At 74.2% G+C, this 21549-nt stretch carries 25 protein-coding genes; 14 read left to right on the top strand and 11 right to left on the bottom strand.

The window, feature by feature from the left end:
* Nucleotides 1-383: 383 nt before the first annotated feature.
* Nucleotides 384-659 carry an HU family DNA-binding protein gene (locus tag FJR00_RS06300; RefSeq protein WP_141337952.1) on the bottom strand — a complete coding sequence of 92 codons (276 nt, stop codon included), beginning with the start codon at nt 657-659 and terminating at the stop codon, nt 384-386.
* A gap of 358 nt (nt 660-1017) precedes the next feature.
* On the opposite strand from FJR00_RS06300, the gene FJR00_RS06295 reads away from it, so the two are divergent.
* Genes FJR00_RS06295 through FJR00_RS06285 form a run of 3 tightly spaced genes read left to right on the top strand, consistent with a single transcriptional unit; the run spans nt 1018 to nt 4119 of the window.
* A complete protein-coding gene (locus tag FJR00_RS06295; RefSeq protein ID WP_141337951.1) occupies nt 1018-2070 on the top strand; it encodes an ABC transporter substrate-binding protein in 1053 nt (350 codons plus the stop codon).
* Nucleotides 2071-2107: 37 nt separating this feature from the next.
* Nucleotides 2108-3190 carry a FecCD family ABC transporter permease gene (locus FJR00_RS06290; protein ID WP_238330349.1) on the top strand — a complete coding sequence of 361 codons (1083 nt, stop codon included), beginning with the start codon at nt 2108-2110 and terminating at the stop codon, nt 3188-3190.
* A complete protein-coding gene (locus FJR00_RS06285) occupies nt 3187-4119 on the top strand; it encodes an ABC transporter ATP-binding protein (protein WP_141337949.1) in 933 nt (310 codons plus the stop codon). The genes FJR00_RS06290 and FJR00_RS06285 overlap by 4 nt, the downstream gene beginning before the upstream one ends.
* A gap of 3 nt (nt 4120-4122) precedes the next feature.
* Here FJR00_RS06285 and FJR00_RS06280 read toward each other — a convergent pair whose 3' ends face one another.
* The 3 genes from FJR00_RS06280 to FJR00_RS06270 form a co-directional block, all read right to left on the bottom strand.
* Entirely contained in the window at nt 4123-4524 is a 402-nt protein-coding gene (locus FJR00_RS06280) for a type II toxin-antitoxin system VapC family toxin (RefSeq protein WP_141337948.1), read from the bottom strand.
* Complete coding sequence (locus FJR00_RS06275; protein ID WP_075959185.1) at nt 4521-4745, bottom strand: type II toxin-antitoxin system Phd/YefM family antitoxin; 225 nt, start codon at nt 4743-4745, stop codon at nt 4521-4523. The genes FJR00_RS06280 and FJR00_RS06275 overlap by 4 nt, the downstream gene beginning before the upstream one ends.
* 88 nt (nt 4746-4833) lie before the next feature.
* Nucleotides 4834-5445: a DUF4262 domain-containing protein gene (locus tag FJR00_RS06270; protein ID WP_141337947.1), complete on the bottom strand. Its 612-nt coding sequence runs from the start codon at nt 5443-5445 to the stop codon at nt 4834-4836.
* Between the two features lie 153 nt (nt 5446-5598).
* Here FJR00_RS06270 and FJR00_RS06265 point away from each other — a divergent pair, with 153 nt between their 5' ends.
* The 6 genes from FJR00_RS06265 (at nt 5599) to FJR00_RS06240 (ending at nt 10904) form a co-directional block, all read left to right on the top strand.
* Nucleotides 5599-6141 carry a bifunctional adenosylcobinamide kinase/adenosylcobinamide-phosphate guanylyltransferase gene (locus tag FJR00_RS06265; protein ID WP_141338076.1) on the top strand — a complete coding sequence of 181 codons (543 nt, stop codon included), beginning with the start codon at nt 5599-5601 and terminating at the stop codon, nt 6139-6141.
* Nucleotides 6138-7277 carry a nicotinate-nucleotide--dimethylbenzimidazole phosphoribosyltransferase gene (cobT, locus tag FJR00_RS06260; protein ID WP_141337946.1) on the top strand — a complete coding sequence of 380 codons (1140 nt, stop codon included), beginning with the start codon at nt 6138-6140 and terminating at the stop codon, nt 7275-7277. Before FJR00_RS06265 ends, cobT begins: the two co-directional genes overlap by 4 nt.
* Nucleotides 7278-7281: 4 nt before the next feature.
* Complete coding sequence (cobS, locus tag FJR00_RS06255; RefSeq protein ID WP_141337945.1) at nt 7282-8043, top strand: adenosylcobinamide-GDP ribazoletransferase; 762 nt, start codon at nt 7282-7284, stop codon at nt 8041-8043.
* A 215-nt stretch (nt 8044-8258) separates the two neighbouring features.
* Complete coding sequence (locus FJR00_RS06250) at nt 8259-8534, top strand: DUF4212 domain-containing protein (RefSeq protein ID WP_141337944.1); 276 nt, start codon at nt 8259-8261, stop codon at nt 8532-8534.
* Nucleotides 8534-10276, top strand: coding sequence for a sodium:solute symporter family protein (locus FJR00_RS06245; RefSeq protein WP_141337943.1), 1743 nt, complete (start codon nt 8534-8536; stop codon nt 10274-10276). The genes FJR00_RS06250 and FJR00_RS06245 overlap by 1 nt, the downstream gene beginning before the upstream one ends.
* A 214-nt stretch (nt 10277-10490) precedes the next feature.
* Nucleotides 10491-10904, top strand: coding sequence for a hypothetical protein (locus FJR00_RS06240; protein WP_202876604.1), 414 nt, complete (start codon nt 10491-10493; stop codon nt 10902-10904).
* 135 nt (nt 10905-11039) lie between these two features.
* Here the strand turns inward: FJR00_RS06240 and FJR00_RS06235 are convergent, their stop codons facing one another.
* Entirely contained in the window at nt 11040-11405 is a 366-nt protein-coding gene (locus tag FJR00_RS06235; RefSeq protein ID WP_141337942.1) for an ArsR/SmtB family transcription factor, read from the bottom strand.
* Between the two features lie 54 nt (nt 11406-11459).
* Between FJR00_RS06235 and FJR00_RS06230 the strand changes: the two genes are divergently transcribed.
* Nucleotides 11460-12509 carry a cation diffusion facilitator family transporter gene (locus FJR00_RS06230; protein ID WP_202876603.1) on the top strand — a complete coding sequence of 350 codons (1050 nt, stop codon included), beginning with the start codon at nt 11460-11462 and terminating at the stop codon, nt 12507-12509.
* A gap of 27 nt (nt 12510-12536) precedes the next feature.
* On the opposite strand, the gene FJR00_RS06225 is transcribed toward FJR00_RS06230, so the two are convergent.
* Together FJR00_RS06225 and FJR00_RS06220 are read right to left on the bottom strand one after the other, a co-directional pair.
* Nucleotides 12537-13556: a succinylglutamate desuccinylase/aspartoacylase family protein gene (locus tag FJR00_RS06225; RefSeq protein ID WP_238330348.1), complete on the bottom strand. Its 1020-nt coding sequence runs from the start codon at nt 13554-13556 to the stop codon at nt 12537-12539.
* The gene (locus FJR00_RS06220) at nt 13556-14044 is read right to left on the bottom strand and encodes an ATP-dependent zinc protease family protein (RefSeq protein WP_141337941.1); all 489 of its coding nucleotides are present in this window, start codon (nt 14042-14044) and stop codon (nt 13556-13558) included. Before FJR00_RS06220 ends, FJR00_RS06225 begins: the two co-directional genes overlap by 1 nt.
* Before the next feature lie 25 nt (nt 14045-14069).
* Between FJR00_RS06220 and FJR00_RS06215 the strand changes: the two genes are divergently transcribed.
* Nucleotides 14070-15284 carry a RimK family alpha-L-glutamate ligase gene (locus tag FJR00_RS06215; RefSeq protein WP_141337940.1) on the top strand — a complete coding sequence of 405 codons (1215 nt, stop codon included), beginning with the start codon at nt 14070-14072 and terminating at the stop codon, nt 15282-15284.
* Nucleotides 15277-15870, top strand: coding sequence for a TetR/AcrR family transcriptional regulator (locus tag FJR00_RS06210; RefSeq protein WP_141337939.1), 594 nt, complete (start codon nt 15277-15279; stop codon nt 15868-15870). Before FJR00_RS06215 ends, FJR00_RS06210 begins: the two co-directional genes overlap by 8 nt.
* A gap of 9 nt (nt 15871-15879) precedes the next feature.
* On the opposite strand, the gene FJR00_RS06205 is transcribed toward FJR00_RS06210, so the two are convergent.
* Genes FJR00_RS06205 through FJR00_RS06195 form a run of 3 tightly spaced genes read right to left on the bottom strand, consistent with a single transcriptional unit; the run spans nt 15880 to nt 19849 of the window.
* Nucleotides 15880-17559 (bottom strand): FAD-binding protein, encoded by a 1680-nt coding sequence (locus FJR00_RS06205; RefSeq protein ID WP_141337938.1) that lies wholly within the window; start codon nt 17557-17559, stop codon nt 15880-15882.
* A gap of 53 nt (nt 17560-17612) precedes the next feature.
* Nucleotides 17613-19382 (bottom strand): FAD-dependent oxidoreductase, encoded by a 1770-nt coding sequence (locus FJR00_RS06200; RefSeq protein WP_141337937.1) that lies wholly within the window; start codon nt 19380-19382, stop codon nt 17613-17615.
* On the bottom strand, nt 19379-19849 hold the full coding sequence (locus FJR00_RS06195; protein WP_141337936.1) for an SRPBCC family protein: 471 nt from the start codon (nt 19847-19849) through the stop codon (nt 19379-19381). Before FJR00_RS06195 ends, FJR00_RS06200 begins: the two co-directional genes overlap by 4 nt.
* A gap of 63 nt (nt 19850-19912) precedes the next feature.
* On the opposite strand from FJR00_RS06195, the gene FJR00_RS06190 reads away from it, so the two are divergent.
* Nucleotides 19913-20191: a DUF7218 family protein gene (locus tag FJR00_RS06190; protein WP_075959200.1), complete on the top strand. Its 279-nt coding sequence runs from the start codon at nt 19913-19915 to the stop codon at nt 20189-20191.
* Nucleotides 20192-20279: 88 nt separating this feature from the next.
* Here the strand turns inward: FJR00_RS06190 and FJR00_RS15695 are convergent, their stop codons facing one another.
* Nucleotides 20280-20456, bottom strand: a complete 177-nt coding sequence (locus FJR00_RS15695) for a hypothetical protein (protein ID WP_158068714.1) — start codon at nt 20454-20456, stop codon at nt 20280-20282.
* Between the two features lie 143 nt (nt 20457-20599).
* Between FJR00_RS15695 and FJR00_RS06185 the strand changes: the two genes are divergently transcribed.
* Nucleotides 20600-21535 carry a LysR substrate-binding domain-containing protein gene (locus tag FJR00_RS06185; protein ID WP_141337935.1) on the top strand — a complete coding sequence of 312 codons (936 nt, stop codon included), beginning with the start codon at nt 20600-20602 and terminating at the stop codon, nt 21533-21535.
* The last annotated feature ends 14 nt before the right edge of the window (nt 21536-21549 follow it).

The raw sequence follows: 21549 nt of genomic DNA, 5'->3' as shown, positions 1-21549 counted from the left end.
CCGGACCGAGGAGGTCGGCCGGCGGCCGGTCAGACGCGCGGCGGCGGGGCGGGGGTCAGCGACACGGGCACATCAGCATGCTGCTGACGCGCAGAAGGTCCAGCTCGGCGCACCGGGTCAGGTGCCAGCCCGTCGACGTCATGCGGACCATCATGCACGGTTATCCGTCTGGTGACAAGTGGTTACCACCGAGGGGTGCGTGGAGTGCGGCTTCGTCGCCGATCTCGACGTCCGCACCGTCGGGAACGTCACGGCGCGGCCCGAGGCCCGCCCGGACCCGGCCCCCGTCGCCCGGGGACGGCACGCTGCTGCGCGCGGGGGCAGAGACGCGCGACGCCCGGCCCCCCTGGCGGGGGACCGGGCGTCGCGACGCGGAGGGTGCGTCAGTCGTTGACGCGGTCCTTGAGCTTGGAGCCCTGCTTGAAGCCGACGGACTTGCTGGCGGCGATCTGGATCTCGGCGCCCGTCTGGGGGTTGCGGCCGGTGCGGGCCGAACGCTCGCGGACCTCGAAGGTGCCGAAGCCGGGGAACGAGACCTTCTCGCCCTTGGCGAGCTCGGCGGAGACGGCCTCGAGGACCGAGCTGACGACCTTGTCGGCAGCGGCCTGGGTCATGCCCGCCTCGCGGGCGACGGCCTCGACGATGACCTTCTTGCTCATGGGTACAGCCTTTCATCGCATGGATGGGTCGGCTCACGGTAGGCAGAGTTGCGGCCGGATTGCCAAAGCAACACGCCCGAATCCTCGTCAGAGAGCGGAAAAACGGACCCGGGAGACCCCTGACGGCCGTCCGGGGGTACCCTGACCACGTCGTGCAGACGAAGTCCGGTGGGAAACCGGCACTGTCCCGCAACGGTGGAGCTCCGCAGCAGCTGCTGACGGAGCCGAGTCCGGTCGAACTGCACGGCGATCCGCACCACACGCCCTCGAGGACCCAGGGCCGGTTCGGACGACGGCCCGCTGGATGCCAGGCCCTGTCGCTCGAGCGAAACCCGACCTCGACCGACAGGAGGACCTGATGACCGACCCGCGCCCACCGCATACCCCCCGTGGCCCCCGGCCCCCTCGCACCCCACGCGCCCGCACCCTCCTGGCCGCCTCGGCCGCCCTCGGGCTGCTGCTGGCCGGCTGCGGCAGCTCCGGCGACGACGACCCGGCCGCCGTCCCGTCCGCGGGTACCGACGAGGCCGGCACCACCACGGACGCCAGCACCGCGACCGACGGCGGGTCCGCGGCCGACGGCGGCTTCCCCGTGACCGTCGACACCGACGGCGGCGAGCTGACCCTGGAGGAGCGTCCCGAGCGGATCGTGTCGCTGTCGCCGGCGGCCACCGAGATCCTCTTCGCGATCGGCGCCGGCGACCAGGTCGTGGCGGCCGACGAGTTCTCCACCTACCCCGAGCAGGCCCCGACCACGGACCTGTCCGGCTTCGAGCCCAACGTCGAGGCCGTGGCGGCCTACGAGCCGGACCTCGTCGTCGTGGCCTACGACCCGGGCGACCTCGTCGCCTCGTTGGACGCCCTCGACATCCCGGTCCTCGTCGACGCCCCGCCGGTGGACGTGGAGAGCGGCTACGACGACATCGCCGCCTACGGCCTGCTCACCGGGCACGTGGACGAGACCGCGGACGTGGTCGCGCAGATGCGCTCGGAGATGGAGGAGGCGTATGCCGCCGCGCCCCAGGACGCGGACGTGCGCGTCTACCACGAGGTGGACGACACCTTCTTCGCGGCCAGCAGCAACAGCTTCATCGGCTCGGTCTACGCCGAGCTGGGCGCCGAGAACGTCGCCGACGAGGCGGACACCGACGCCAGCGGCTACCCCCAGCTGACCGAGGAGGCGGTCGTGGCCGCCGACCCCGAGCTCATCGTCATCACCGACGAGATCGGCTACGGGCCCGAGGACGTCGCGGCGCGCCCCGGCTGGTCGGAGGTCACCGCCGTGCGCAACGACGCGATCGTCGTCGTCGACGCCGACATCGCCTCCCGCTGGGGGCCCCGCCTGCCGCAGCTCGTGCAGACGCTCGCCGATGCGGTCGCCGAGGCGGCCGCGGTGCCCGCCGGTCGCTGAGCCCGATCCGCAGCACACCGACGAGTCCGAGGAGACCGTGGCCACCACGACCGCGCACCGCCCGGGCGACCCCCTGGACCAGGCGGCCGCCCGGGCGTTCCGGCTGACCTGGCCGGCCGTCCTGGGTGGCGTCGCCCTGCTGGCGCTCGCGGCGCTGGTGTCGGTCACCCAGGGCGCGGCGGGGCTGTCGGTCGAGGGGGTGCTGCGCTCGCTCGTGGGAGCCCTTCCGGGCCTGTCGGTGGAGCAGACGCTGACCGACCAGCAGCAGGCCGTCCTGTGGCAGATCCGGCTGCCCCGCACCGCGCTGGCCGCGCTCGTGGGGGCCTCCCTGGCGGTGGCCGGGGCCGGCTACCAGGGGGTCTTCCGCAACCCCCTGGCCGACCCCTACCTGCTCGGCGTCTCCGCCGGGGCCGGCCTGGGGGCCGTGCTCGCGCTGGGCTTCGGCCTGGACCTGTCGTGGGGGCCGGTCGGCGCGCTGCCGGCGGCGGCCTTCGTCGGGGCGCTGCTGGCCGTGACCGGGTCCGTCGTGGTGGCCCGCGGGTCCTTCCGCGACCCGGCCACCCTCCTGCTCGCGGGGGTGGCCATGGCGGCCCTGTTCTCCGCCTCGCAGACCTTCGCGCTGCAACGGCTGGACCAGACCGCGGCCCGCGAGGTCCTGTCCTGGCTGTTCGGCCGGCTGGCCACCCACGGCTGGCCCCCCGTCCTGCTGCTGCTGCCCTACGTGCTCCTCGCCGGGCTGGTGCTGCTGCTGCACGCCCGGCACCTCGACGTGCTGCGGCTCGGCGACGACGAGGCCCGGGCCCTGGGGCTGAGCCCCGCACGCTCCCGGCTCGTGGTCGTCGGGGCCGCCACCCTCATCACCGCGGCCGCCGTGTCGGTCAGCGGGCTCATCGGCTTCGTCGGGCTCGTCACCCCGCACGTGGTCCGGCTGCTCGTGGGCCACTCCTACCGCGTCCTCGTGCCGCTGTCGGCCCTCGTCGGCGCGGCCTTCCTCACCATCGCCGACGTCGGTGCCCGCACCCTGGCCGCCCCGGCCGAGCTGCCCGTCGGGGTCATCACGGCCTTCGTCGGCGCCCCGTTCTTCTCCTTCGTCCTGTGGCGCGGAAGGCAGGATCCATGACCCCCGCGAACCCCCCGTCGTCGACGTCCCCGCGCACGACCGCGGTGTCCCGGCCGTCGGCCCTTCCCCCGACCACCACGGCGGTCCCCCTGCGCCCGGTCGACGCCCTCCGGGTGCGTGACCTGCGGGTCGTCTACGACGACACCGAGGTGCTCGGCGGCATCGACCTGGACCTGCGGGCCGGCGAGTGGCTGGGACTCATCGGCCCCAACGGCTCGGGCAAGTCCACGCTGCTGCGGGCCCTGGTCGGGCTGGTCCCCTCCACCGGCACCGTCGAGCTGGGCACCGGGTCGCCCCCGGGCCCCACCGACCTGTCGCACATGCCGCAGAACCCCGAGCTGCCGCCGGGGATGACCGTCGTCGAGTACGTCCTGCTCGGCCGCACCGCCCACGTGGGCTGGCTGCGCTCGGAGTCGGCCACCGACCGCAAGGTGGCCACCGACGTGCTCCGCCGGCTCGGGCTGACCTCCTTCGCGGGGCGGTCGGTCCGCCGCCTCTCCGGCGGGGAGGCCCAGCGGGTGGTCATCGCCCGCGCCCTGGCCCAGCAGTCCCCGGTCCTGCTCCTCGACGAGCCGACCAGCGCCCTCGACCTGGGTCACCAGGTCGAGGTGCTCGAGCTGGTCGACGAGCTCCGCCGCGAGGACGGGCTCACCGTCGTCGCGGCCATGCACCACCTGGACTCCGCCGCGCGCTACTCCGACCGGCTGGCGCTGCTCGACCGTGGTCAGCTGGTCGCGCTGGGCACGCCCGCCGAGGTGCTCGAGCCCGCCCTCCTCTCCCGGGTCTACGGCCACCCGGTCCACGTCCACGAGGTGGCCGGCGACCTGGTGGTCGTCCCCGCCCCGAGGTCCCGGCCGGGGCGCGGGGCCGAGGCGGGGCCGGTGCTGCTCGAGGAGCGGCGGACCGAGCGGACCCGGACCATCTCGTGAGGCTCACCACACCGTGGGGACGGCGGCGAGCGCCGTCAGGGCCGGGTCGGCGGTGACCAGCACCCCGGACCGGGTGAGCGCCTGAGCGGCCAGCATCCGGTCGAAGGGGTCACGGTGGCTCCACGCGAACCCCCCGGCCAGGATCGCGTCCTGGGGGGTGATGTCGACGAGCGTGGCGCCGAGCGCCGCCACCTGCTGCTCGAAGGTCGCCACGAGCAGCTCCCCGCCCGGCAGCTTGCCCACCCGTGACCTCGTCGCCAGCTCCCAGGCGGACGCGGCCGAGACGAGCAGCTCGTGGCGGACGTCGGTGATGAGTGCTCGCGCGTGGGTGGACAACCGGTCCGGCTCGTGGACCGCCCAGACGACGACGTGGGTGTCCAGCAGGAAGGGGGCGCTGCCGCTCACCGTCCCTCCCAGGCGTCCAGCTCCTCCCCTGGGAGCTCGTCGAAGAAGGTGGCGGGGAGCCGGTAGGACCCGAAACCCAGCCGTCGGGGGCGGGGGGTCACGGGGACGAGCCGCGCGACCACGCGGTCCGCCCGGGCGATGAGGACCTCCTCGCCCTCCTCCACGCGCGCCAGCAGCGCCGACAGGTGGGTCTTGGCCTGCTGCACCTTCACGACCTCCATCGTCCGAGACTAGGTTGGTCGACCAGGTTGGTCAACACCTCGACACCAGTGACCGTCGCCGTAGGAGCGGATCGCCGCCAGCGGCGGCTCAGGCGCGCCACCCGGACGCCGGTGGCTGCCGCCAGCGGCCCGGATCGTGGCCCTCGTCCTCCGGGAACCGCCCGGCCGCGTCCGCCCAGGTCAGCTGGGACGCGGGTATCGGCTCCCACGGCGGGCGGTCGTAGTAGTCGTGCGCGGCGAGCAGGACCATGCCGGACATCGGCAGCTCCTCCACCCGGACCGTCCGCCCGGCGACGTCCAGCTGCTCTCCCGGGGCCAGGTCCGAGCCACGCTCCAGGACGCGCTGCGCCGCGCCGTTCAGCACGGCGGACGCCTCTCGAGGTGGAAGACCCAGCACGACGAGCTCGGCGTGGCCGGCACCGAACAGGCCGGTCGTGTAGCAGAACGGGACGCCCACCCGCGGGGGCAGGAGGGCCGGATCGCCCCCGGCCGCCACGAACAGGTCGCGGACGCCGTCCTGCGCGTCCTCGGCCTCCTCGGGGCCGGTGCCGAGCGCCCGGCAGCACGCACAGGCCGGCTCGTCCCCCTCGGCCGCCGCGACGGCCACGTAGGTCAGGTGCACGCCCGTACGGCGGATGTTCTCGGTGATCGCACGTCGCTCCTGCTCCAGGAACGCCTCCATGGCAGAGGTGATCTCCATGCCAGCTCCCTCCCCGTGCACCGCTCGCCCTCACGCCCTCCCCCGGCGCGGGCCCCGGACCCTCCGGCCGGTGCACGTCGAGCACGGTACGCCGACCCGCCGACGGAACAGGCCGCCTCGTCCACAGGTCGCGGTAGGTTGCCGCACGTGCCGATGACCTTCCTCACCGGCGGCGCCCGCAGCGGCAAGTCGTCGATCGCCGTCCGCCGGGCGCAGGCCGTCGGGGGACCCGTCGTGCTCGTCGCCACCGGGCAGGCCGACGACGGGGACGTCGAGATGGCCGACCGGATCGCCCGCCACCGGGCCGAGCGCCCCGCGGGGTGGCGCACGGTCGAGGAGCCGACCGAGCTGGTGACCGCCCTCCGAGAGGTCGCCGGTCCCGGAACCGACCCCTGCCCGACCATGGTCGTCGACTGCCTCTCCCTGTGGGTCGCCAACCTCATGGCCCGCGGCGACGACGAGGCACCCACCCTGGAGCAGGCGCACGCCCTCGGCCGGTGGGGCGCGGCATACCCCGGGACCGTGCTGGTCGTGACCAACGAGGTCGGCTCCGGCATCGTCCCCATGCACCCGCTCCCGCGGGACTACCGCGACCGGCTGGGCCGGGTCAACGCCACCGTCGCGGGGTATGCCGACCTCGCCCAGCTCGTCGTCGCCGGCCGCACCCTGACCCTCGACCCCGTGGAGGGGACATGAACGACCACCCCACGTCCCGCCCGCACCGGGAGGACCACGTGACCGGCCCGTCCGACCCGGAGGCGCTCGCGGTCGTCGAGCGCACGGTGGCCGCCGTCCGCCCGGTGGACGCCGAGGCCGCGGCCGCCGCGGCCGGGGCGATGGACGGCAAGGTCAAGCCGCTGCGCAGCCTCGGCGAGCTCGAGCGGCTGGCCGCCCGGCTCGCCGGCATCCAGGGCACGGCGCAGCCGCACGTCGACCGGCCCGCGATCGTGGTCTGCGCCGCCGACCACGGGATCGCCCGCAGCGGGGTCAGCGCCTACCCCCAGGAGGTCACCGGCCTGATGCTCCAGGGGTTCGCCGCCGGGACCGCGGCCGTGGGCGTGCTCGCCCGCCAGGCCGGCGTCCGGCTGGTGGTCGCCGACCTCGGTGTCGTCGACCCGCCGGCGACCGCGCCGGGGGAGAACGAGGTGCTCGACCGCCGCGTGCGGGCCGGCACCGCCAGCAGCCTGGACGGACCGGCGATGAGCCTGGCGGAGGCCCAGCGGGCCGTGGCGCACGGCATCGCCCTGGCTGACGACCTCGTCGACGACGGGGTCGACCTCGTGGGCCTGGGCGAGATGGGCATCGGGAACACGACCACCGCGAGCGCGCTGACCGCCGCCCTGCTGGGCCGGGACCCGGCCCGGGTCACCGGACCCGGCACCGGGGTGAGCGGCGACGTCCTCGCCGCCAAGGTGCGGGCGGTCGACGCGGTGCTGCGGCGGCACGAGGGCGCCGAGGGCACCTGGGCGGTGCTGGCGCGGATGGGCGGGCTGGAGGTCGCGGCCCTGGCCGGGGTCGCCCTCGGCGCCGCGGCCCGCCGGGTCCCGGTGCTGCTCGACGGCTTCATCAGCACCGCCGGGGCGGTGGTGGCGTCCCGGCTGGCCCCGCGGTCGGTCGACGCGATGGTGGCCGCGCACCTGTCGCCCGAGCCCGGGCACGCGGTCCAGCTGGAGGAGCTCGGCCTGGAGCCGGTGCTGCGCCTGGGGATGCGGCTGGGCGAGGGCACCGGGGCGGCGCTGGCCGTGCCGGTGCTCCGGTCGGCGGTCGCGCTGCTGCGCGAGATGGGCAGCTTCGCCGACCTGGGCCTGCCCCAGGACCGGCCGACGGTCTGAGCGCGTGCGCACCGGGTTCCTCGACGCCGTCGCCCTCCTCACCCGCCTGCCGGTCCGGCAGGCCGGTGGTGACGGCGCCGACCTCGCCCGGGCGGCGGTCTGGTTCCCCGTGGTCGGGGCGCTGCTGGGCGGCGCTCTCGTGGGGACGGGCCTGCTGCTCGTGGCGTGGGCCGGGCTGCCGGTGCCGGTGGCCGTGCTGCTCGTCGTGTCCCTCGAGCAGCTGGCGACCGGGGCCCTGCACCTCGACGGGCTGGCCGACCTCGCCGACGCGTCCGGCGGGACGGACCGGCAGGCGCGGCTGCGGATCATGAAGGACCACGCCACCGGTGTCTACGGGACGGCCGCCGTGGTGCTGGCGCTGCTGCTTGAGGGAGCGCTGCTGGTCGAGCTCGTGCCGACGGCGGACCCGGGCGCCGCCGGGATGACCTCCGCCGTCCTGCTCGGCGCGGCCGCGTGGTCGCTGTCGCGGGCGGCCATGCTCCCGGTCGCCCTGGCGCTGCCCTACGCCCGGGAGGACGGCACCGGCCGGGCCGTCGTGGACGGGCTGGCGCGACGGCATACCCTCCTCGCCTGGGTGGCCCCGGTGGTCCTGTGCGCGCTGCTCGGGTGGACCGGGGCGGCGATGCTCGGCGGCGCCCTCGCCGCCGCCCTGCTGGTGGGATCGCACGCCGGGCAGACCCTGGGAGGGGCCACCGGCGACGTGCTGGGCGCCACCGCGCAGGCCGCGCTCCTGGCCGCGCTGCTGGTGGCCGTCGCGGCGCTCTGACGGGGTCCCCGGGCTGACCGTTCATCTCGTGAGGACGACCGTTCGTCGTCCGGTCGGCGCCGCCGGACGACCTGCCCTCCGCGGGGACTGACGCCGACGACGACGCTGCCCCTACCGTGGCGCGGGTCACACCGCCGTGACGCCGGCGGACCGCCCCCGTCCACGAGGAGAACACCCGTGAGTCCCACCCTTCCACCAACGTCGGAGGTCATCTGATGGACATGCAGCAGCGCCAGGCGTACTGGCGACGCAACCTGCGCCTCATGGCCGTGCTGCTCACGATCTGGGCCCTCGTCTCCTTCGGGGCGGGCATCCTGTTCGTCGAGCCGCTCAACAACGTCAACTTCATGGGGGTCCCGCTCGGCTTCTGGTTCGCCCAGCAGGGCTCGATCCTGACCTTCCTCATCCTCATCGCGGTCTACGTGTGGCGGATGGACAAGCTCGACGCCGAGTTCGGGATCACCGAGTACGAAGAGGAGGTGCACCACTGATGGGTGCCGTTCAAGCCTGGACCCTCGTCTTCGTCGTCATCACCTTCAGCCTGTACATCTACATCGCCTACGCGAGCAAGGTGAAGGACACCGCCGGGTTCTACGTCGCCGGCGGCGGCATCCCGGCCCCGGCCAACGGGGCGGCGATCGCCGCCGACTGGATGAGCGCCGCGTCGTTCATCTCGATGGCCGGCATCATCGCCTTCAGCAGCAACGGGTACGCCGGGTCCGTCTACCTCATGGGGTGGACGGGCGGCTACGTGCTGCTGGCCCTGCTGCTGGCGCCCTACCTGCGCAAGTTCGGCAAGTTCACCGTCCCCGAGTTCGTCGGCGACCGGTTCTCCGAGACCGCGCGGATCATCGCCGTCATCTCGGCGATCGTCGTCTCCTTCGTCTACGTCGCCGGCCAGATGGCCGGTGTCGGCCTGGTCTTCCAGCGCTTCCTGGGCGTCAACCAGACACTGGGCGTCGTCATCGGCATGGCGATCGTCTTCGCCTACGCCGTCTTCGGCGGCATGAAGGGGATCACCTGGACCCAGGTGACCCAGTACTCCGTGCTGATCGTGGCCTACCTCATCCCCGCGGTGGCCATCTCCCAGAAGCTCACCGGGATCCCGATCCCGCAGATCGGCTTCGGCCAGATCATGGGCGAGCTCAACGCGCTGCAGACCGAGTTCGGGCTCAACGCCTACACCGGGGCGTTCACCCAGATGAACATGCTCAACATGTTCCTCATGACGGCCACGCTGATGTTCGGCACCGCCGGACTGCCGCACGTCATCGTGCGGTTCTACACCGCCCGCAGCGTGCGCGCGGCCCGGTTCTCGGCCCTGTGGGCGCTGTTCTTCATCTCGCTGCTCTACCTGACGGCCCCGGCCATCGGCGCGTTCAGCAAGTACAACGTCCTCAACCAGATCCCCGGCACCGGCGTCGACGACGTCCCGGCCTGGTTCGCCTCCTGGCGCGACGTCGGCCTCATCACCGTCAACGACCTCAACGGCAACGGCACGATCGACGTCGCCGGCGGCCTGGGCGAGGGCTTCGAGCTGGCGATCAACAACGACATCGTGGTGCTGGCCGCGCCGGAGATCGCGGCCCTGCCGGCCCCGGTCATCGGCCTGGTCGCCGCCGGCGGTCTGGCGGCGGCGCTGTCCACCGCCTCCGGCCTGCTGCTCGTCATCAGCTCGGCGGCGGCCAACGACGTCTACTACAAGCGGATCAACCCGCAGGCGACCGAGGCCCGTCAGCTGATGGTCGGCCGGTTCGCCATGGGTGGCGCCATCCTCGTGGCCGGCTACCTGGGCATCAACCCGCCCGGGTTCGTGGCGCAGGTGGTCGCGCTGGCGTTCGGCCTGGGAGCGGCGAGCTTCTTCCCGACCCTGTTCCTGGGGATCTTCTGGAAGAAGTGCACCGCCAAGGGTGCGGCGGCCGGAATGGCGGCCGGTCTGCTCATCACCTTCGCCTACATGATCTGGACGATCCCGATCTACGGCGGCAGCGAGGGCATCTTCGGCATCGCGGCCACCAGCTTCGGGTTCGTCGGCATGCTCATCAACTTTGCCGTCACGATCGTGGTGTCGCAGTTCACCGAGAAGCCGACCGAGGTCATGCAGCAGCTGGTCGAGGAGGTCCGCTACCCCGGGCGCAGCGAGCTCGTCGCCGCGCACGCCACGGGCGCCCTGGACGAGGAGCTCCTCCACGGGGAGCACCACGACCACGACCCCGACGCCCGTCACCCCTGACGGACGTGCGACCGGTCCGACGTCAGCACGAGGACCGGTCCTGCACCGGTCAGCGTCGACCGGTCCCGTCCGGCCGGCACGGTCGCCAGGCCTCGCGCCTGCGGCCGTGCCGGCCCGGACCGGCGGACGACCCGGCCCCCGCCCCAGGTGGGCGGACCGGCCGCCCCGCCCCGCTCCATACCCCTGCAGCACCCTCCGCGTTAGGCTGATCCCGATGGCGACCCAGACCGCCCCCGTCCGCACCCGCAGCCGCAAGATGCCCGGGCAGATGCGCCTGCTCGCCGCCAGCCTGATGATCCTGCTCGGGGCGTTCGTCCCGTGGCTCTACACCCCGCTCGGCACCATCACCGGGATGCGCGGTCCCGGCCTGTGGACCGCCACCGTGGCCATGCTCGCGCTCGCCGGGGCCCTCGTGCCGGCCAAGCTCCGGATGATGGCGATCCTGCAGGCCCTCGTCGCGGCCGGCATCAGCATCGTGCTGCCGGTCTGGCAGTTCGTCCACATCTTCAGCCTCGTCGGGATGAGCGGGTGGATGCCCGGCCCCGGCCTGCTGCTGACCTTCGCCGGCGGCATCCTGTCCGCCGTGGCCGCCTGGCAGCTCTGGACGATCCGCCCCGTGCAGGCCTGAACCGAGCCCGTCGGCCGGTCGCCCCGACTCTCGGCCGGTTCTTACACGAACCCCGTCAGCTGACCTGCGGAAACGCGCACCGGCCCTGCACAAACCGGACGACAGTGGGCGCCGCGCCGGCGTCGACCGGTCCCGTCAGCCGCGGTAGCGGTGCTGACCCGGCTCCCCCTCGCCGGCCGTGCCGGTCGCGTGCTCGGCGTGCGAGAGGGCCTCGGTGAGCAGCCGGCGGACGTGGTCGTCCTCGGCCCGGTAGAAGACGTACGTCCCCTCGCGGCGCGTGCGCACCAGCCCCGCCAGCCGCAGCTTGGACAGGTGCTGGCTGACCGCCGTCGGGCCGGCCTCGACCAGCTCGGCGAGCGCCCCCACGCTGTGCTCGCCGTGCAGCAGGGCCCACAGCAGCTTGACCCTCGTGGGGTCGGCCAGCAGCCGGAAGGTGTCCGTCACGGCACGGGCGTGCAGGTCGTCGGGGACCTGGACCGTCCGGACCGGTTGCTCGTGCACGAGCCCACCCTAGCGAATTCACTACCTTCGCAGGTATGCAGATATGCTGGGCGGGTGCGAAGGGACCAGGAGGAGCCGGTGACCGGGGTCGACCCCGCCCCCGAACGGCCGGTCGTCGGCGAGCGCCACGACCACGACCACGACCACGACCACGACCAGAGTCTGCTCGGCCGGCTGCGGCACGCGGTCACCCCGCACAGCCACGACCACGCCGAGACGATCCAGTCGGCGCAGGAGTCCAGCGCCGAGGGCATCCGGGCGGCGTGGATCAGCCTGGTCGGGATGGGGATCACGGCGGTGGTCCAGGTGGCCATCGTCTGGATCTCCGGGTCGATCTCGCTGCTGGCCGACACCGTGCACAACCTGGGCCACCTGGCCACGACGATCCCGCTGATCATCGCCTTCCGGATCGGCCTGCGGGCGCCCACCCGGCGCTATCCCTACGGCTTCCGGCGGGCCGAGGACCTCGTGGGCCTGTTCATCGGCCTCATCATCGCCCTGTCCGCCGCCCTCATCATCTGGGAGTCCGTCCGCGCGATCGGGCAGCCCCGGGAGCTGACCAACCTCGGCTGGGTGGCCGCGGCGGCGCTGGTGGGGGCGGCCGGCAACGAGGTCGTCGCGCGCTACCGCATCCGGGTGGGCCGGCGAATCAGCTCGGCGGCGCTCGTGGCCGAGGGGCAGCACGCCCGCACCGACGCCCTCACCTCGCTGGCGGTGCTCCTCGGCGTGGGCGGCGCGATGCTGGGCTACCCCCAGGTGGACGCCGTCGTCGGCCTGCTCATCGCCGCGGTCATCCTTCTGGTCCTCTGGGCCTCGATGCGCACGACGGTGCACCGCCTCATGGACGGCGTGGAGCCGCAGGTGCTGGCCCGCCTCGAGGAGGTCGCCGGCTCCGTCCCCGGCGTGCGGACGGTGCGCCGGACCCGCGCCCGGTGGTCGGGCCACCGGATGGAGGCCGACCTCGAGGTCGACGTCGACCCCGCCCTCACCGTCGGCCAGGCCGACGACGTCGCCCACGAGGTCCGGCGGGCGCTGACCTCCACGGTCCCCAACCTCGACGGGGTCGCCGTGCACGCCTGCGCGGCTCCCGACACGGCGGTGTGAGGCGGCAGGCCCAGGACGACGCCGACGTCAGCCGATGACCGGGACCTTCGCCCCCTCCGGCTCCTCCTCGGGGTCGCTGGAGGCGATGTGCACCAGCGCGTCGCCGCTGTTGACCAGCGGCGCCTCGGTGCGGCCGATGACGATGCCGTCCCGGTCGGCCTTGACGATCGCCAGCCGCCGGCCGAACGAGTCGTGCAACTCCCCCAGCCGCTCCCCCTCGACGACCCGCTGACCCAGGGAGGCCCCCAGGCCGAGGATGCCGGTCCGCCGGGCCCGCACCCAGCCGCTGCGCCAGCAGACCACGCTCGGACCGCCGGGCGGGACCACCTGCTCGTCCTCGGGCAGCATGCCGAGGGCGTGCAGGACCCGCAGGACACCGTCCACGCCGGCGGTGATCGCCCACTCGTCGAACCGCCAGGCCTCCCCCGCCTCATAGAGCAGCACCCGGGCCCCACGCTCCCGGGCGGCCGAGCGCAACGACCCGTCCCGCAGCCGGGCGTGGTAGAGCACCGGGGCGCCGAAGGCCTCGGCCAGCTCCCGGGTGCGCGGGTCCTCCAGGTCGCACCGGACCTGGGGCAGGTTGGAGCGCCGGTCGGAGGCGGTGTGCAGGTCGATCCCGACGTCGCTCTTGGCCACGATCTCGGTCATCATCAGGTGCGCGATCCGGGCGGCCAGCGAGCCGCGGGCCGCGCCGGGGAAGCTGCGGTTCAGGTCGCGGCGGTCGGGCAGGTAGCGGTCCCGGGACATCACCCCGAGCACGTTGACGATCGGCACCGCGATGAGGGTTCCCCGGATCCGTCGGGCGGACACCTGGGCCAGCACCCGCCGGATCACCTCGATCCCGACGACCTCGTCGCCGTGGATCGCCGCGTCCACCCACACCGTCGGGCCGTCCTCCCGGCCGTGCAGCACGTGCACCGGCAGGCTGACCTCGGCCCCGGTGACCAGGCGGCTGATCGGCAGGGACACCTCCTGCCGCGAGCCGGCGCGGACCCGGACGGACCCGATGGCGAAGGAGGGACGGGGCCGGCGGCGCGCGGCGGCCACTACCGGCCCCAGTTCCGGCGGCGCACGGTCCGCTCGGGCCGCCCGCCGGCGTAGGAGAGCGCCGGGTCGACGAGGAAGCCCTGGACAAGGGCCTCCCGCCCGACGAGCATCCGGAAGCCCATCTCGTCGCGGTCGGTCAGCGTCACCTCGGCCTCCACCGAACGGTGCCCGAGGACGAGCTGGAGGAGCACGACATACCGGGTCTCTTCGTGGCCGGAGCTGCTGCGCACGGCCCGCTCGTCGTGGACCGGCAGCTCGACCGTGACCGCGTCGGCGGCGCCCGCCTGCCAGGGGTGGACGTCGAAGCGGACCCACGGGCGCCCCTCGACCTCGTAGGTCCTCAGGTCGAAGGCGTGCAGCGAGGAGGTGCGCGCACCGGTGTCCACCTTGGCCTTGATCCACGGCACACCCACGGCGTCGATGCGCACCCACTCGCGCCAGCCGACGACGACCTTCGGCGGGGTGGTTTCATGGGTCTGCCCAGGCACGTCCCCATCTTGTCAGGAACACCCGATGAAGCTCGCCATCCTCTCGCGGTCGCTGCGCGCCTACTCCACCCAGCGGCTGCGCACGGCCGCCCTCGACCGCGGCCACCAGGTCAAGGTCCTGGACACGCTGCGCTTCGGCATCGACCTGTCCGGCCTCGAGCCGGACCTGCACTTCCGCGGCCGTCCCCTGTCGACCTACGACGCGGTGCTGCCCCGGGTCGGCGCGTCGGTGACCTACTTCGGCACCGCCGTCGTGCGGCAGTTCGAGCAGATGGACGTGTACACGCCCAATACCGCCAACGGCATCATGAACAGCCGGGACAAGCTGCGCGCCAGCCAGATCCTCTCGCGCCACGGCATCCCGATGCCGGCGACCGTGCTCGTGCGCAACCGCTCGGAGATCCCGCACGCGATCGAGATGGTCGGCGGGGCCCCGGTCGTGCTCAAGCTGCTGGAGGGCACCCAGGGGATCGGGGTCATCCTCGCGCCGGAGGCCAAGGTCGCCGAGGCCATCGTGGAGACGCTCCACGGCACCAACCACCAGGTGCTCATGCAACGCTTCGTCAGGGAGAGCAAGGGCACCGACGTGCGGGCCCTCGTCGTCGGCGACCGCGTGGTGGCCGCCATGCGCCGGCGGGCCACGGGCGAGGAGTTCCGCTCCAACGTCCACCGCGGCGGGTCGGTCGAGGCCGTCGACCTGGACCCGGCCTACGCCGAGATCGCCGTCCGCAGCGCGCACATCATGGGCCTGCGGGTGGCCGGCGTCGACATGCTCGAGGGCCGTGACGGCCCGCTGGTCATGGAGGTCAACTCCTCCCCCGGCCTTCAGGGCATCGAGACCGCGACCAGGCTCGACGTGGCCGGCGCCGTCGTCGACTACATCGCCGACCAGGCCGACTTCCCCGACATCGACGTGCGGCAGCGGCTGGCGGTCTCGACCGGCTACGGCGTGGCCGAGATCGCGGTGCTCGCCGGCTCCGAGCTGGTCGGCCGGACCATCGGCGACTCGGGGCTGCGGGAGAAGGACGTGCAGGTGCTCACCCTGCACCGGGGCACCCGCGTGGTGCCCAACCCCGGGGCGACCAAGGTGCTGGAGGACGGGGACCGGCTGCTGTGCTTCGGCCGCCACGAGAGCATGCGCTCGCTCATCCCCGCGCGCCGGCGCCGCCCCAAGCGGGTGCGCCGTCTGCCCAAGGAGCCGATCCACGACGTCGTCCCGGAGGTGCCGGCCGGTGGTTGATCCGCCAGCCCCGTCGCCGCGCAGCAACCGGGGGCCGGCGGTCGCCGGGCGCAACCGGGCGGCCCTCGTCGACGCCGCCGCGCGGCTCTTCTCCGAGCAGGGGTTTGACGTGCCGCTCTCCGCGGTCGCGCGCGCCGCCGGGGTGGGTCAGGGCAGCCTCTACCGGCACTTCCCCACGCGCCAGGACCTGGCCGCCGCCGTGGTGTCCCGGAGCATGGAGCGGCTGCGTGCCCTGGCCGCCGACCACCCCGGGGCCGACGGCTTCGCCGTGCTGTGGCAGGCGGTGGTCGAGCAGCTGGTCCACACCGGCGGCTTCCTCGACGCCGCGCTCGGCCCCCGGGGCGAGGTGGGCGGCACGGTCCCGGCGGAGGATCTGGCCGGGCTGCTCGCCGAGCCGCTCGCGCTGGCCGCGGCGGAGGGCCGCGTGGACGCGGGCCTGTCGGTCCCGGACGTCATGCTCGTGCTGACGATGGTCCACGGCGCGGTGCACCGGCTCGGCGAGGAGCGGGAGCGACGCGCGACGGCATACCGCGCCCTGGCCCTCGTCGGGCGGGGACTGGTCCCGCCCGACGGGCCCCAGGTCTGACCGGCCGGGTCAGGCGGAGGCGACCAGGTCCTGCGCGGCGACGGCCATGTGGCGACCGCCCCGCAGGCCGAAGACCGAGGCGGGCGCGATGGTCGAGCCCGGGCCCGGGTAGGTGCGGCCCATGACCGAGGCGGAGACGTTGCCGGCCGCGTAGAGACCCTCGATGACCGAGCCGTCCTCCCGCAGCGCCCGCGCGTGCTCGTCGGTGAGGACCCCGCCCTTGGTGCCGAGGTCGCCGATGACGACCCGGTAGGCCGAGAACGGTCCCTTCTCGATCGGCCCCAGGCACGGGTTGGGCCGCACCGTCGGGTCGCCGTAGTAGCGGTCGTAGGCCGAGTTGCCCTTGCCGAAGTCGCCGTCGACGCCCGAGCGGGCGAACCCGTTGAACCGCTGGACCTGCTCGCGGAAGACCTGCGGGTCGAAGCCGGCCTTGTCGGCCAGCTCGGCCAGGGTGCGGGCCTTGACGAGCAGGCCGGCCTCCTCGAGCTTCTTGTTGGCCCGCGGGTCGAGGGCGTAGTTGCGCAGGTAGCGACGGGCGTGGCGGGCCTCGCTGATGATCCAGTAGGCGCCGTCCTTGTCGTGCTCGAGCATGTGGTGGCCCAGGTCGACGTAGGACTCCGCCTCGTTGGCGAACCGCCGCCCCTGCGCGTCGACCATGATCGTGTAGGGCAGCGCCCGCTCCCCGACGATGAAGCCCGGGTCGTGGTCGCCGACGGGGGCCACCGAGGCGCCCCACCAGGCGTCGTCCATGAGCTCCAGCGCCGCCCCGTGGCGGGCGGCGAGCGCGTGGACCTGCCCCAGGTTGCCGGGGGCGCCGGAGGGGTCGCCCTCGATGCCGTGGTGCTTCTGCCGCCAGTCCTCGTTGTGGTCGAAGCCGCCCGCGGCCAGCATGACGCCGCGCCGGGCGCCGATGCGCACCTCCGCCCCGTCCCGCCGGGCGACGACCCCGACGACGCGGCCGTCCTCGACCTCCAGGTCGACGACCGGGCTGTCGAGCCACAGCTCCACGCCGAGCTGCTGCACGGCGACGTCGTAGAGCGAGGCCGCCAGGCCGGCGCCGATGCCGGCGAGCTTCTTCCCGCGGACCAGGCCGCCGAGGATGCGGCCCACGACCCGCACGCCGCGGGTCATGCCGCCCACGGTCGACCAGGCCCGGCCGATCTGCCACACGTCGTCGGTCATCAGCGGCAGCGCCATGAGCAGCCGCAGGGTCTTGGCCGCGTCGCCGATGCGGTCCAGGTCGAAGGGCCGGGCCTCGATGCCGCGGCCGATCTTGCCGCCGGGCAGCTCGGGGTAGTAGTCGGGGTAGTCCTTGGCCCGCGCCCACTGCACGCCGTAGCGCTCGGTGAGGTCGACGACGTCGCCGACGCCGTCGACGAAGGCCTCCTTGCGCTCCCTGGAGGTGGCCCGGCCCTCGTCCCCGACCGTGGCCTCCAGGTAGGTCAGGGCCTCCTCCCGGGAGTCCCCGGCGCCGTCGCGGCGCATGAGCGGGTTGTCCGGCATCCACAGGCCGCCCCCGGACATGGCGGTGCTGCCGCCCCACTTGTCGGTGCTCTCGAGCATGAGCACGGTCAGCCCGCGGTCGGCCGCGCCGATCGCGGTGGCGAACGCGGCGGCGCCGGAGCCGACCACGACGACGTCGTAGCTGTGCCGGCGCGGGCCCCGGTCTTCAGGTGCGGTGGTGTCCATGGGCGCTTCTCCTCGGGTCGACCATCCGGACAGCCGTGTCCGGATAGTCCACTCTACCGAGGAACGCCGCCGGCCGGGAGGGCGGGGAGGGTCTGCTCCCACGGGGCGGAGGGAGGGACCGCCGGCACCACGGCATACCCCTGGCCCGGGGTCGGTCGGGGGTCCGGCTCGCCCCGGCAGGGCCACATCGCCATGGCCCGTTCGGCCTGGGCGGTGATCGTCAGCGAGGGGTTGACGCCGAGGTTCGCCGAGATCGTCGAGCCGTCGACGACGTGCAGCCCGGGGTGGCCGTGGACCCGGTGGTAGGGGTCGACCACGCCCGTGGCCGGCGAGTCGCCGATGACGCAGCCGCCCAGGAAGTGCTCGGTCATCGGCACGTTCAGGACGTCGCCGACGGCGCTGCCGGGCCGGCCGGACAGGTGCCGGGCCATCCGCCGCACGGCCTCGTGGGCGACCGGGATCCAGGTCGGGCTGGGCGCCCCGTGGCCGCGGCCCGAGGTGAGCCGGTAGCGGCCCAGCGGCCCGCGCCCGGCCCGCACGGTGATCGAGTTGTCGAGGGTCTGCATGACCAGGGCGATCGTCGTGCGCTCCGACCAGCGGGACAGCCCGAGCACGTGGTCGACGAGCCCCCCGGGGTCGGCGGCGGCGGCGCGCAGCCACCGGCCGGCCCGGCGCACCCGGGCGGCGGTCCCCGAGGTCCCGGGGTCGGGGTCCCCGTCGGCCAGGAACGGGGTGCTGAGCAGGCCCATCGCGTTCTGGCCGCGCCCGTAGCGGCACGGCTCGACGTGGGTGTGCTCGTCGGGGTGGAAGCTGGAGGTGATCGCCACCCCGCGGGTGAGGTCGGGTCCGGCGGCGTCCCGCGGGCGGGTGGCACCCAGGAGGGCCTCGGAGTTGGTCCGGGTCAGCTCGCCCAGCCGGTCGGACAGGTGGGGCAGGTCCCCGTCCCGCCGCAGGCGGTGGAGCAGGTGCTGGGTCCCCCAGGTGCCCGCGGCCAGGACCACGTGGTCGGCGGTGCGGGTATGCCGTGCTCCCGGGCGCAGGCGCGTCAGCCGGGTCCCGGTGGGCACGGTGGTGACGACGTAGCCGCCCTGCGGCCGGGGCCGGATCCGGGTGACCGTGGTGTCGGGGACGATCCGGGCGCCGAGCCGCTCGGCGAGGAAGAGGTAGTTCTTGACGAGGGTGTTCTTGGCCCCGTGCCGGCAGCCGACCATGCACTCGCCGCACTCCAGGCAGCCGCGCCGGCGCGGGCCGGCCCCGCCGAAGTACGGGTCGTCGACCTCGACGCCGGGCTCGAGGGCACCGTCCCGGCCGAAGAAGACGCCGACCGGCGCGGCACGGAAGCTCTCGCCCACCCCCATCTCCTCGGCGACCCGGCGGTAGAGGGCGTCGACGGGCGTGACGGTCGGGTTGGTCACCACGCCCAGCATCCGCTCGGCCGTGTCGTAGTGGGGGTCCAGCTCGGCCCGCCAGTCGGTGACGTGGGCCCACTGGGGGTCGCGGAAGAAGGCGTCCGAGCGGGGCCGGTAGAGCGTGTTGGCGTAGTTCAGCGAGCCGCCGCCGACCCCGGCGCCGGCCAGGACGAGCACGTCGCGCAGCAGGTGGATGCGCTGGATGCCCCGCAGGCCCAGCGCCGGGGCCCACAGGAAGCGGCGCAGGTCCCAGGAGGTGGCCGCGAAGTCCTCGTCGGCGAACCGGCGCCCCGCCTCCAGGACGGTGACGGCATACCCCTTCTCGCGCAGGCGCAGCGCGGCGACCGAGCCGCCGAAGCCGCTGCCGACGACGAGCACGTCGGTGTGCTCGGGCGTCGGCGCCGGCCGGGTCACCGCTGGTGCCCGTCCGCGACCACGGCCTCCAGGCGCTCCAGCGTCCGCTCCATGGAACGGCGGGTGCTGCCGGCCAGGCGACGGACGGCCGGGCGCCCGAGCGGCGCCTCCGTGCTCACGTCCCAGGTCTCGGTGACCTGGGTGCCGGCCTCGACCGGGCGCAGGTCGTAGCGCCAGGTCCGGCCGGTGAACAGCAGCCGCAGCGGGAACGGGGCCAGGGTCCGCCAGGCGATCACCCGGTCGGGCTCGAGCTCGACCACCTCGTTGCGGGTGGCGTAGCGCAGGCCCCACCGCATGTCCATGCCGAAGCTGTCGCCCTGCCGGAGGGTGCGCGACCCGCCGCGGGCGGCGGTGACGGTGCCCGACCCGTCGATCTCGGCGTGGCGTGCCGGGTCCGCCAGGACGGCGAAGATCCGGTCGGCGGGGGCGGGGATGGTGCGGGTGACGCTGACCCGGTCGGTGCTCATGGGTCAAGGGTCGCACCGGCGTCCCGGGTGGAGGTCGTCGGCCCGCTGCGCGACAGTGGAGGCATGGCCGAGAAGAAGAAGGACCAGGACCCCGGGCCCAGCGTCAAGGACCCGGAGATGTACGAGTCGCTCCGCGAGGACGGGGCGAGCAAGTCGAAGGCGGCCGCGATCTCCAACGCGGCGGCCAACAGCTCCCGGGAGGAGGTGGGGCGCCGGGGCGGCGAGAGCGAGGCCTACGAGGAGTGGACCGTCGACGAGCTGCAGGAGCGCGCCCGCGAGCTCGACGTCGAGGGGCGGTCCTCGATGACCAAGGACGAGCTGATCGAGGCCCTGCGGAAGTAGCGCCGGGACGACGAGACCGGCGCCGTCCTCGTGGTCGAGGACGACGCCGGTCGCGTCAGGGTCGGGTCCGTTCCGGGCCCGGTGCGGCTCAGCCGCGCAGGTGCTCCACCGGGCGCCAGGAGGCGCCGGTCCGGGTCAGCACCTGGGTGCCGCGGGCGACGCCACGCCCGAGACCGGCCGGGGAGTGCTCACGGGCGCCGGCGGCGTGGCCGATCGCGAGCAGGGCGACGAGGGACAGGACGACCAGCAGGGTCAGTTCGAGCATGGGTCAACCTCCTTGGAGATGGTCGGGGACGACGGTCGACCACCTCCCGGACCGGCCGGGCGGGTGATCTGTCACCAACCCTGACAGGGGTTTTGCGTAAGGACAAGTCACGGTTTCTGCTCGGTACCTGTCAGAATCGCTACATGTTCAACCCGGACCACCTCCGCACGCTGCAGGCCGTCGTCGAGGAGGGCACCGTGCTCGCGGCGGCCGACCGGCTGCGGCTGACGCCCTCGGCGGTCAGCCAGCAGCTGAGCCGGCTCCAGCGGGAGGCCGGACAGCCCGTCATGGTCCGCCAGGGCCGCAACCTCGTGCCCACCGACGCGGCCGACGTCCTCGTCCGGCTCGCCGAGCGGGTGGTCGACCTCGACGAGCGGGCCCGGGCCGAGCTGGAGACCCTGCAGGAGGAGGTCTCCGGCCCGCTGGTGGTGGCCGCCTTCGCCACGGCGCTGCGCGGCCTGGTCGCCCCGGCCGTGACCCGCCTGGGCGAGCGGCACCCCCACCTGGAGATCACCCTGCGCGAGCACTCGCCCGAGGAGTCGATCCCCGCGCTGCTGCGCGGAGAGGTCGACCTGGTCGTCGTGCACGACTGGACCGACCGGCACGCCTCGCCGCGACGCGGCCTGCAGGCCCACCTGCTGGGGCTGGACCCGGTCGACCTGGTCACCCTCCGGGACGAGCCGCTGGAGCTGGGCCCGGACGGCGTCGACCTGGACGACCTCGGCGGGCGCGTGTGGATCGACGACACCCCCGGGGTCTTCAGCGACTGGCTGCTCGAGGCCTTCGCCCAGCGCTCGCTCCCGCACCGGATCGGGGCGACGGTGGACAGCGTGAACACCCGGGTCACCCTCGTGGCCGAGGGGTTCGGCATCTGCCTGCTGCCCCGGCTCGGCCGGGAGGTGCTGCCGGACGAGGTGGTCGCCACCCCGCTGGTGGAGGCGCCGACCCGGCGGATCCACGCCGTCCACCGCGAGGCCAGTGCCCGCCGCCCCGCGGTCGAGGCCGCGGTGGCGGCCCTGGACGCGGTCTGGCAGGAGCGCGAGGAGCTGCCCAACTCGCCGGCCCGCGACGACGGCTGAGGCGCATCCGGCCA

This window comes from Ornithinimicrobium kibberense (genome assembly GCF_006519705.1).
Lineage (GTDB): Bacteria > Actinomycetota > Actinomycetes > Actinomycetales > Dermatophilaceae > Ornithinicoccus > Ornithinicoccus kibberensis.
Note: the sequence above shows the minus strand (reverse complement) of the source record. Positions and strands in the feature narration are given on the sequence as shown.